This window comes from Micromonospora sp. KC207, assembly GCF_004348615.1.
Classification (GTDB): domain Bacteria; phylum Actinomycetota; class Actinomycetes; order Mycobacteriales; family Micromonosporaceae; genus Micromonospora.
Genome location: NZ_SMKJ01000252.1, coordinates 1 through 10704 on the forward strand (window position 1 = coordinate 1; position 10704 = coordinate 10704).

The following is a 10704-nucleotide window of genomic DNA, read 5'->3' on the forward strand; positions in this document are numbered from 1 at the left end:
GGGCCAGCCGGCGGCGGCCCGTGATCCGGTACGCCGGCCCGCCCGCCTGCGCGTCGAGCAGCACCGCCGGCAGGCCGACGGCGGCCAGGGCCGCGCCGACCGGCCCCCAGCAGCGCTCGTCCGTCGCGCCGAGGCGGAGCAGGAAGCCGGGCGGGTCGGCCGCTCCCGCGACGGCCACCCAGAGCCGCAACCGCCGACCGTTGAGATGTAAGCCGGCGGGCGGCCGTTTCACGTCCTCCGCCGCCAGCCAGGCCAGCGCGAGCGGTGCCAGGGTGCTCGCGTACGAGGTGCGCACCAGGTGCCGGCCGTCCGCGGTCGCTTCCCAGGTCGCGGCGACTCCACGCCGGCCCAGTTCGGCGACGAGCACGTGCACCCGCCAGGCGGAGTCGAGCACGACCGACAGCCGGGCGGTGCCGCCCATCCGGGACACCTCCCCGGGCCCGGCGAGCAGGCCGGCCAGATCGGCGACGGACGGATCCGCCGCCTCGGCGCCGAACAGGGAGAGCTGCCGCACCGGGTCGGTTGGTCGGTCGGGGGACGTCAGCGGCACTCCGGGACCTCGTCGAAGGCCTGCCTGAGTTCTTCGGAGTCGAGCCGGCTGGTGTCCAGCGCGCTGGCGTCGTACTCCTTGTCGAGGGTCCCCACGGCCGCGCGCACCCCGTCGTAGAAGGCGGTGGCCTCGCCGGTGTCGAGCCCGTCGATGGTGTCCCGGGCCCGGCCGTACGCGTCGCGCACCTTGCCCAGGGACGCCTGGAAGCGCGCCGAGATCTCCTCGCCGTGCTCGGTCTCCGGGACACCGGCCTCGTCGACCTTGCGGCGGGCGGTCTCGCTGGCGTTCTCCGCGCCGGCGAAGAGTCGCACCAGGTTCTCCTTCGCCTGGGCCGGGGTGGTCTGCGCGGTCATCTGCTGCTGGGTGCTGCTGGTCAGCTTGTTGATCTCGGCCCGCCACGGGGTGAGCGCCTCGCAGACCGACGCCGCCCAGGCCCGGGGGCTGGGACCGCCGCCGCACGCGACCAGTGCCAGGACGAGCGTGGCGAGGACCACCGTGAGCTTTCCGGCGGTCGCCGCCCGGCACGTGCGCATGCGTTGCAGCGTACGGCCTCCGCGCCGTTGTGCCACGGGTCGGTTTGCCGCCCCCGGTGGGCCGGAACGGGACGGGTGGGCCCTGGGCCGGCGTTGCGGCGACGGCGGGTTCCCGGCCGCGGGTGGTCGACCGGCCGGGAACCCGCTGTGTCACCGCTCAGGCGTTGACCGTCTCCGGCCGCTGGCCGGCGCTGCCCGCGCCGGTGCCGCTGTCGTCGGAGTCGCCCATCGCGACGCCCTTGCGCTTGCTGAACACCACCGCCGCCACGATGATCAGCGTGGCCGCCACCGCGATGCCGACGCGGAGGCCGACGTTGCGGTTGTCGCCGACGCTCCACGCCACGACGGCCGGCGCGATCAGCAGCGAGACCAGGTTCATCACCTTGATCAGCGGGTTGATCGCCGGGCCGGCGGTGTCCTTGAACGGGTCGCCGACGGTGTCGCCGATCACCGTGGCGGCGTGCGAGTCGGAGCCCTTGCCGCCGAACGCGCCGTCCTCGACGAGCTTCTTGGCGTTGTCCCACGCGCCGCCGGAGTTGGACAGGAAGACCGCCATCAGGGTGCCGGCGCCGATCGCCCCGGCCAGGTACGCCGCCAGCGCGCCCGGCCCGAGGCCGAAACCGACGGCGATCGGGGCGAGGATGGCGAGCAGGCCGGGGGTCACCAGCTCACGCTGCGCGTCCCGGGTGCAGATGTCGACGACCTTGCCGTACTCGGGTCGTTGGGTGCGGTCCATGATCCCGGGCAGCTCGCGGAACTGCCGGCGGACCTCCATCACCACCGCGCCCGCCGAGCGGGAGACCGCGTTGATGGCCAGCCCGGAGAAGAGGAAGACCACCGCCGCGCCGATGATCAGGCCGACGAGGTTGCGCGGGTTCGCCACGTTCAGCGAGTTGAGGATCTCCGCGCCGACGTCGCCGACGCCCGCGTCCGCGTACGCCGTGCGCAGCGTGTCGGTGTACGAGCCGAACAGCGCCGTCGCCGCGAGAACGGCGGTGGCGATCGCGATGCCCTTGGTGATCGCCTTGGTGGTGTTGCCGACCGCGTCCAGCTCGGTGAGGATCCGGGCGCCGTTCTCGTCGATGTCGCCGGACATCTCGGCCACACCCTGCGCGTTGTCGGAGATCGGGCCGAAGGTGTCCATCGCGACGATCACGCCGACGGTGGTGAGCAGGCCGGTGCCGGCCAGCGCCACCGCGAACAGGGACAGCGTGATGGAGCCGCCGCCCAGCAGGAACGCGCCGAAGACGCCCGCGCCGATCAGCAGCGCCGAGTAGACGGCCGACTCCAGGCCGACGCTGATGCCGGCGAGGATGACGGTCGCCGGGCCGGTCTGCGAGCTCTTGCCGATGTCCTGCACCGGGCGACGGTTGGTTTCGGTGAAGTAGCCGGTGAGCGCCTGGATCGCGGCGGCCAGCACGATGCCGATGATCACGGCGGCGATGGTCATCCCGCGCGGGCCCAGCGGCGGGTCGCCACCGTCGACGCCGAGGCTGGTCCGCCACTCGGCCCCGAGCAGGTCGGCCCAGGTCGGCTTGAGGTAGGCGTAGGACGCGATAGCGACCAGGACGGCGGAGAAGAGGGCCGAGAGGTAGAAGGCCCGGTTGATCGCGGTGAGGCCGTTGCGGTCGGAGGCGCGCAGCCGGGTGATGAAGACCCCGACGATCGCCACCAGCACGCCGATCGTGGAGATGATCAGCGGGAGGACAAGGCCGTCGTTGCCGAACGCGGCCCGACCGAGGATCAGCGCGGCGACAAGGGTGACCGCGTACGACTCGAAGAGGTCGGCGGCCATGCCGGCGCAGTCGCCGACGTTGTCGCCCACGTTGTCGGCGATGGTGGCGGCGTTGCGCGGGTCGTCCTCGGGAATGCCCTGCTCGACCTTGCCGACCAGGTCGGCGCCGACGTCGGCCGCCTTGGTGAAGATACCGCCACCGACCCGCATGAACATGGCGAGCAGGGCGGCGCCGAAGCCGAAGCCCTCCAGCACGGTCGGGGCGTCGCCCTTGAACAGCAGGACGACCAGCGCCGCGCCGAACAGGCCGAGGCCGACGGTGAGGAAACCGACCACGCCGCCGGTGCGGAAGGCGATCTTCATGGCGCCCTCCCGGCCGCCGGTCGCCTCCCGGGCCGCGGCGGCGACCCGCAGGTTCGCGCGGGTGGCCAGCCACATGCCGGCACCGCCGATGAACGCGCTGAACAGGGCGCCCACCACGAAGAAGGCGGACCGGCCGATCTTCACCGCGATCTCGCTGCCGTCGGTGTCGTGCACCGGCAGCAGGAAGAGCAGCACCACGGCGATCGCCACGAAGATCGCGAGGGTCCTGAACTGCCGGAGCAGGTAGGCCGAGGCCCCCTCCTGTACCGCCCCGGAGATCTCCTGCATGTTGGTGGTGCCCTTACCGGCTGCCAGCACGGCCTTGGTCAAGGCGGCGGCGAAGACGAGTGCCATCAGCGCGATGACCGCGGCGATGACGACGTACGTCAGGTTGGCTCCGGTAAGGGACAGTGCGCCGCCGTCGGCGGCGAAGGTCCCGGACATCTGTGTCCTCCTGTACCGAACACTCGCGCCGGCCGGTGGAGACGCACAGACCGACGCCTGGATGCGGACTCGCAAGCGCGCCAACCCACTCCAGCGGACCAGCGATGAACACCCATACCCGCTGGCTGCGGGAAGGATCACTTGCTCACAACCCGCGTACTGTAGCCCTCCGTAGTGCTGGAGGTCACATTATGGGGCACCATGTCGGGATGATCTTCGTCGCTGTGTTACACGAGGAAATCTGATATAGAGCCCGACCACGACGAACGGGCCGCCCTCCCGATCAGGAGCACGGCCTGATCAGCGAATCAGTATGCTGAGCGCGGAGTCAGCTCAGACGGCTGAGCACACAGTCAGCCGGAGTTGATCATACGGTCAGTCGGAAGTTGAACATAAGGTCAGCGGGCGTTGAGCCGGGGATCAGCGCTGCACCGGCCAGACCATGCGGACCTCGGTGCCGACGCCCTCGTCGACGGGGCGAACCTGAAGATCCTCGACGAAGCCGGCGAGCAGCGCGAAGCCCACGCCCGTGGTCAGGTCGTCCTCGTTGAGCGACTCGTTGGCGAGCTGGTCGGCGTCCAGCGCGGCCAGGCCGACGCTCGCCTCGATCGGCGCCCGGTCCACCACCCGCACCGCGTACGCCCCGCTGTCGGACATCTCCACCAGCACCGGGTCCGGCACGTTGTACTGCCGGTGCAGGGCGACCGCCCGGGTGCACGCCTCACCGATGGCCAGCCGCACCTCGTCGAGCAGGTCCTCGCGGACGCCGGCGCGGCGGGCCACCGCGACACCGACCAGCCGGGCGGTGCGGACGTGCACCGGAGCCGGCGAGAAGGAGAGCCGAACCGTCGCCATCAGGCGCCGGCGCCGGTCGGATCGGCCCCGATCGCCGCATCGACGGTCGGATGCAGCGGAAAGACCTGGTCCAACGCGGTGATCCGGAAGATCTTGAGCAGCGGCTCCTTGCCGCAGACCAGCGCGAAGCTGCCGCCCGCCGCGCGCAGCCGCTTCAGCGCGCCGACCAGCACACCCAGGCCCGTGGAGTCCAGGAAGTCGACCCGGCCCAGGTCCACCACGACGTGCCGGGCCCCGCCGTCGACCAACTCCAGGAGCCGTTCCCGCAGGCGAGGTGCCGTGTACACGTCGACCTCACCGCCGACCTCGAGCACCGTGTGCTTCCCCACGGCACGGGTCGCCAGCGACAGCTCCATCGGTCCTCCTCGCAAGAGTCGTAAACTCTCCTGGGCATCTAACCATCTCCGCCGAGACCGTCCGCGAGGTCACCGGCGAAGGCTCCCCCTTACCCACACCCCCAAAGACCAACTCCGAACACTTGTGCGAGAGTGCAGGACGTGACCCCCGCAGCCACCGTAGCCGCAGGCCACGGCCCCGACCGCCCGCCGGGCGAGGGCCCGACCGAGCTGCTGCGCCGGCTGCGCACCGGTGCCGACGCAGACCCGGTCACCCACGTCGAACGGGTGCCGGCCCGGGCCGGGGAACAGGTGCCGTGGCCGCGATGGGCCCCCGAGGAACTACGCGCGGCGTTCGCCCGACGCGGCGTGGTCGCGCCGTGGCGGCACCAGGCCGAGGCCGCCGACCTGGCGTACGCCGGCACGCACGTCGTCGTCGCCACCGGCACCGCGTCCGGCAAGTCCCTGGCGTACCAGCTTCCCGCGCTGGCCACCCTGCTCGCCGACCCCCGGGCCACCGTGCTCTACCTGGCGCCGACCAAGGCGCTCGCCGCCGACCAGTTGCGCGCCGTCGCCGGCCTGGAACTCGACGGGGTACGCCCCGCCTGCTACGACGGGGACACCCCACGCGCCGAGCGGGACTGGATCCGCCGGCACTCCCGGTTCGTGCTGACCAACCCCGACATGCTGCACCACGGCATCCTCCCCGGGCACGCCCACTGGTCCGGCTTCCTGCGCCGGCTGGCGTACGTGATCGTCGACGAGTGCCACACCTACCGGGGGGTGTTCGGCTCGCACGTCGCGCACGTGCTGCGTCGGCTGCGCCGCCAGTGCGCCCGCTTCGGCCGTACCCCGATCATGGTGCTGGCCTCCGCCACGTCGGGTGACCCGGCGACGGCGGCCGGGCGGCTCACTGGCCTGCCGGTCGCGGCCGTCACCGACGACGCCTCCCCGCGCGGCGGGGTGACGTTCGCCCTGTGGGAGCCGCCGCTGCTGCCCGGTGCCGGCGACCCGGCGGTCGGGGCCGTCGACCTCGCGCCGGTGCGCCGGTCGGCGCTGCGGGAGACCGCCGGCCTGCTCGCCGACGCGGTCGCCGCCGGGGTACGCACCCTCGCCTTCGTCCGGTCCCGCAAGGGCGCGGAGGTGGTGGCCGCCACCGCGCGCCGCGCTCTCGACGAGGCCGTCCCCGGGCTCGGCGGCCGGGTGGCCGCCTACCGGGCCGGCTACCTGCGCGAGGAGCGGCGCGAGCTGGAGCGGGCCCTGCTGCACGGTGACCTGCTCGGGCTCGCCTCGACCAACGCGCTCGAACTCGGCGTCGACCTGGTCGGGCTGGACGCCGTGCTCATCTGCGGCTGGCCGGGCACCCGGGCGTCCCTGTGGCAGCAGGCCGGGCGGGCGGGGCGCTCCGGCGGTGAGGCCCTCGCCGTGCTGGTGGCCCGGGACGATCCGCTGGACACCTACCTGGTGCACCACCCGGAGGCCCTGTTCGGCCGCCCGGTCGAGGCCACCGTGCTCGACCCGGCCAACCCGTACGTGCTCGCCCCGCAGCTCGCCTGCGCGGCGGCCGAGGCCCCGCTTACCCCGGCCGACCTGGAACTCTTCGGCGAGGGCGCCAAGGAGGCCGTCGACTCGCTCGTCGAGGCCGGCGCGCTGCGGCAACGACCGACGGGCTGGTACTGGCGGCACCGGGAGCGGCCCGAGGTGGACCTGCGCGGCGAGGGCGGGGCCCCGGTCTGCGTGGTCGAGGCGGCCACCGGGCGGTTGCTCGGCACCGTCGACGGCGGCTCGGCGCACTTCCTCGTCCACCCCGGCGCGGTCCACCTGCACCAGGGCGTCTCGTACGTGGTCGACTCCCTGGACCTCGCCGACGGATGCGCGCTGGTGCACCCGGAGGAGCCCGACTGGTCCACCCACGCCCGGGACGTCACCTCGCTCACCGTGGCGTCGGTCCGCTCGTACGTCGACGCCGGACCGGTCGGCCTCTTCCTCGGCGAGGTGGACGTGACCAGCCAGGTGGTGTCGTACCAGCGGCGGCGGATCTCCTCCGGTGAGGTCATCGACACCCGGCCGCTGGACCTGCCGGCCCGCGAACTGCGCACCGTCGCCGTCTGGTTCACCCTCTCCCTGGAGTCGCTGGCGTCGGCCGGGGTCGAGCCGGCCGACGTGCCCGGGGCCCTGCACGCCGCCGAGCACGCCGCGATCGGGCTGCTGCCGCTGATGGCCACCTGCGACCGGTGGGACATCGGCGGGCTGTCGACCGCGCTGCACCCGGACACCGAGGCCCCCACCGTCTTCGTCTACGACGGGCACCCGGGCGGGGCGGGCTTCGCCGAGCGGGCGTACCGGACGGCGGCCCAGTGGCTACGGGCCACTCGCGACGCGATCGCCGAGTGCGGCTGCGAGGCGGGGTGCCCGTCCTGCGTCCAGTCCCCGAAGTGCGGCAACGGCAACAACCCGCTGTCCAAGCCGGGCGCGATCCGGGTCCTCGACGTGGTGCTGGCCAGCCTGGGCGCGTCGGACGGCTCGGCTGCCCCGCTGCCCCGGCAGGGTGACCGGGCGGCCGAGCAGGCCCGGCGGCCCTGACCGGGCCTTGCCGCCGGCGCTGACGGCCGGGGTTGACGGCCGGGGTTGACGGCCGGGGTTGACGGCCGGGGTTGACGGCCGGGGTTGACGGCCGGGGTTGACGGCCGGGGTTGACGGCCGGGGTTGACGGCCGGCGCTCCGCGCGGGCTGCCTGACGGCCGGCGCTCCGCGCGGGCTGCGAGTGCCCGCCTTTTCGGGATGCGTGCATGACCGTCGGACGTAGTGGGCATTGATGCATGGGAGCGCTTCCATGTCCCGCCCATGCTCCACTACCCTGAAATTGCCTTCTAGCCGCCGAAGGAGGAGTCGTGGCCGACACCATCGCCGAGACCGTCGACCTGCTCTACACCATCGACCAGGAGCACCTCACCCTCGACCAGCAGATTGCCCTCGGCACCGCCATGGCAACGCTCGCTCAGGCGGAACGGCTGGAACAGATCAACGAGCGGCTGCGCGGCATCCACCAGGTGCTCAACAGCTGGGCACTCAAGGCCACCGTCGACGGCGGGCGATGACACCGACGAAGGGCGCTCGGGGGCCGAAGTCCACGACGGTCGGGCGGTCGGGCGCTGGACTCTACGGCGGGCGCTCGGGCGCTGACGGGCGCTCGCCTGCTAAGGCCGTCGACAGACGGCGAGGAGACGGCTGTGCGAGACTCCGGCGACCCTTTGAAGGAGATCCCATGCAGCTCGACGCCTTGCAGCACCAACAGCAGTTCCACATCCGGCAGCGGATCCGGATGATGGTCAACCAGTACGAGGTCCACTCCGTCGCCCCCGACGGCTCCGAAGGCGAACTGCTGGCGTTCGCGCAGCAGAAGCGGCTGGCGTTCAAGGAACAGGTGACCATCTACACCGACGACAGCAAGCAGCAACCGCTGCTCGGCTTCAAGGCCCGGCAGCGGCTGGACCTTGGCGCCACGTACGACGTCACCGACCACGCCGGCAACCCGATCGGGCTGTTCCGTAAGGACTTCGCCCAGTCGTTGCTGCGGTCGACGTGGCACGTCGAGCAGGCCGGCCTGCCGCAGACCACCGGCCAGGAACGGAGCATGCCGGTGGCGCTGCTGCGCCGGTTCGTCGACTCGCTGTCCTGGCTGCCGTACCACTTCGACTTCACCGCCGGTGGCCAGCCGGTGTTCTCGGTCATCAAGAAGTGGGGCCTGCGGGACCGGTACGTCGTCGAGGTGCAGAACCCGCAGATCGACCGCCGACTCGTGATCGCCATGGCGATCGGCCTGGACGCCCTCCAAAGCCGCTGACCGACGCACCGCCCGGGGTCCGCGCCGAACCGGCACGGACCCCGGCAAGTCGCAACAAGGCCACCGTGACCAAGGAGCGGTACCCGGCTTCCCCGACCGTCAGGCCCACCACGGGCACGGAGCCGCCCCGGCGAGGCCGCCTCACCAGCGTGCGGTCGCCACCATCCGGCCCTCGCCACACCATCCGGCCTCCCGTCACCATCCAGCCCGCTACACCATCCGCGCTAACCACCATCCGGCGTCGCACCATCCGGCGTCGCACCATCCGGCGTCGACGTCAGCCGCGTGGCGGGCCGGCCCGGGAGGTCACCGTGGCGACCCGCGTGAGGCCCGGCGCCGGGGCCACCGCCACCTCCGCCGTCACCACGGCATCCAGCCCGTCGACCCGGCAGCCGACCACCCGCGCCCCGTTGGCCCGCACGATCGCCTCGGCGGCCCCGCAGGCCACCCCGTTGCCGCTCAACGCGCGACCCGCCGCCGCGAGCGCCCCGAAGTCCGCCGCCACCCCGGCCCGCTGCCGGGCGACCCGCGCCGCACCGACCGCCGCACCGAAAGCGCCGACCACGACGAACACCAGCCCGATGGCGAGCAGGCACACCGTCGCCCCGCCCCGATCTCCGCCCCGTCGGTCGGCCGGCTCACCGCCTCGACCGTCGGCGCGGACGTCGGGTGCATCTCCGGTCCCGCCGTCGGCTGTCACCGCACGTCCGGCGCGTCCCGGGCCGGTGGCGCGTCCCGCCCGGCTCGTCATGGCTGAGGACCCGGAGCGCCGGGCTCGACGGCGGCGACCGCAGTGGCGGCCACGGTGATACGGGGAAGCCGGGCACCGAGAGCGCGCACCGGCGCGCGTACGGTCGCGGTGACCCGGTCGCCGTTCACGGCGACCGAGACGTCCGCCCCCGCCGGTGCCGCAGCGGCACCGGCCGCGCCGCCGGGTTGGCCCCGGGAGGCGGCGAGTGCCGCCTCCCGGGCCGCCCCGAGGCAGCCGGCCTGCGTCGCGACCGCGTTCACCGCGGTCAGGCCGGCGAGCAGGAGCAGCAGCACCGCCGGCAGGCCGGCGGCCAACTCGGCCGTGAACGACCCACGCTCCCGTGGCAGCCGGGACGGACGTCGCCCCGTCCACCGCGTCGACCGGACGCGCCGACCCGGCTGCGGCTGTCGCTCCGGCGTACGCCGGTCGCACACGGCCTGCCGGCGGTCGGTCACTTCAGCGCCCGGTCGATGACGGCGGTCAGCGCGGACTGGACGTTCCCCGAGGTCAACACCTTGAGGAGGATGCCGGCGAACGCGACGGCGGCGAGGGTGCCGACGGCGTACTCGGCGGTGTTCATCCCTGCGTCGCCGCGCAGGCGGGTGAGGATCTTGCGCATGTTCGTTCTTCCCTTCTCGATGGTCGCCGCCCAGCCGGTCGGCTGGCGGCGCTCAGAGCACGTCGCCGAGGACGGCGACGATCACCGGCACCAGGCCGGCGAGAATGAAGGCGGGTAGGAAGCAGAGTCCCAGCGGCAGCACGATCAGCACACCGGCTCGGCGGGCAGCGGCCTCAGCGGCGGTCGATCGGTCGGCGCGCAGGTCGTCGGCGAGGCGGGTCAACGCACCGGCGAGGGCGGCACCACTGTTCGACGAGCGCAGCGCGGCACCGGCCAACCGTTCGGCCCCCGGCACCGGGAGGAGATGCGACCACGCCTCCCGGGGGCCGCCACCGAGCAGCAGGGTCCGGCCGACCCGACCGAGACGGTCGGCGAGCGGCCCACCGAGCGCGTCGGCCACCGCCAGCACGGAACGGTCCACCGGCGCCCCGGCCCGCATCGCGGCGGCGAGGAGGTCCGCGGCGAGAGGCAGGTCTGCGGCCTCCCGCAGCCGCCGTTCCCGGGCGGCGGGAGGCTCGATCCGGCGCAGCCCTCGGTCCGCCGCGACGGCCGCGACGACCCCGCCGAGGAGGCCCGACCAGCCACCCAGCACCACCAGGACCGCCAGGCCGAACAGCCCTGACCCGAGGCGAATCGGATCAGGCCACCACGTTGGTCGTGCCCGCCCGGCCGACC

General features: G+C 73.4%; 12 protein-coding genes. 3 read left to right on the top strand and 9 right to left on the bottom strand.

The features are described 5' to 3' along the window. From E1258_RS25200 to E1258_RS25220, 5 genes are all read right to left on the bottom strand, one after another. Window positions 1-550 (bottom strand): hypothetical protein (locus E1258_RS25200; protein WP_132405484.1); only part of this gene is annotated, 550 nt, incomplete at its 3' end. Beyond that, a complete protein-coding gene (locus E1258_RS25205) occupies window positions 541-1083 on the bottom strand; it encodes a hypothetical protein (protein ID WP_132405486.1) in 543 nt (180 codons plus the stop codon). The genes E1258_RS25205 and E1258_RS25200, both read right to left, overlap by 10 nt. A 157-nt stretch (window positions 1084-1240) precedes the next feature. Further along, complete coding sequence (locus tag E1258_RS25210; protein ID WP_132405488.1) at window positions 1241-3625, bottom strand: sodium-translocating pyrophosphatase; 2385 nt, start codon at window positions 3623-3625, stop codon at window positions 1241-1243. 420 nt (window positions 3626-4045) lie between these two features. Beyond that, complete coding sequence (locus tag E1258_RS25215) at window positions 4046-4483, bottom strand: ATP-binding protein (RefSeq protein WP_132405490.1); 438 nt, start codon at window positions 4481-4483, stop codon at window positions 4046-4048. Next, a complete protein-coding gene (locus tag E1258_RS25220) occupies window positions 4480-4836 on the bottom strand; it encodes an STAS domain-containing protein (RefSeq protein ID WP_132405492.1) in 357 nt (118 codons plus the stop codon). The genes E1258_RS25215 and E1258_RS25220 overlap by 4 nt, the downstream gene beginning before the upstream one ends. 141 nt (window positions 4837-4977) lie before the next feature. On the opposite strand from E1258_RS25220, the gene E1258_RS25225 reads away from it, so the two are divergent. The 3 genes from E1258_RS25225 to E1258_RS25235 all read left to right on the top strand — a co-directional run bounded on the left by E1258_RS25225 (window position 4978) and on the right by E1258_RS25235 (window position 8659). Further along, window positions 4978-7398, top strand: a complete 2421-nt coding sequence (locus E1258_RS25225; RefSeq protein ID WP_132405494.1) for a DEAD/DEAH box helicase — start codon at window positions 4978-4980, stop codon at window positions 7396-7398. A gap of 308 nt (window positions 7399-7706) precedes the next feature. Beyond that, complete coding sequence (locus tag E1258_RS25230) at window positions 7707-7913, top strand: hypothetical protein (protein ID WP_132405496.1); 207 nt, start codon at window positions 7707-7709, stop codon at window positions 7911-7913. A 167-nt stretch (window positions 7914-8080) separates the two neighbouring features. Beyond that, complete coding sequence (locus E1258_RS25235; RefSeq protein ID WP_132405498.1) at window positions 8081-8659, top strand: hypothetical protein; 579 nt, start codon at window positions 8081-8083, stop codon at window positions 8657-8659. Between the two features lie 277 nt (window positions 8660-8936). On the opposite strand, the gene E1258_RS25240 is transcribed toward E1258_RS25235, so the two are convergent. The 4 genes from E1258_RS25240 to E1258_RS25255 form a co-directional block, all read right to left on the bottom strand. Next, the gene (locus E1258_RS25240) at window positions 8937-9410 is read right to left on the bottom strand and encodes an Rv3654c family TadE-like protein (protein ID WP_132405500.1); all 474 of its coding nucleotides are present in this window, start codon (window positions 9408-9410) and stop codon (window positions 8937-8939) included. After that, entirely contained in the window at window positions 9407-9757 is a 351-nt protein-coding gene (locus E1258_RS25245; protein WP_132405502.1) for a TadE family type IV pilus minor pilin, read from the bottom strand. Before E1258_RS25245 ends, E1258_RS25240 begins: the two co-directional genes overlap by 4 nt. Before the next feature lie 104 nt (window positions 9758-9861). Further along, a complete protein-coding gene (locus E1258_RS25250) occupies window positions 9862-10029 on the bottom strand; it encodes a DUF4244 domain-containing protein (protein ID WP_007074167.1) in 168 nt (55 codons plus the stop codon). A 52-nt stretch (window positions 10030-10081) separates the two neighbouring features. Then, window positions 10082-10663, bottom strand: coding sequence for a type II secretion system F family protein (locus tag E1258_RS25255; protein WP_132405504.1), 582 nt, complete (start codon window positions 10661-10663; stop codon window positions 10082-10084). Window positions 10664-10704 lie beyond the last annotated feature (41 nt).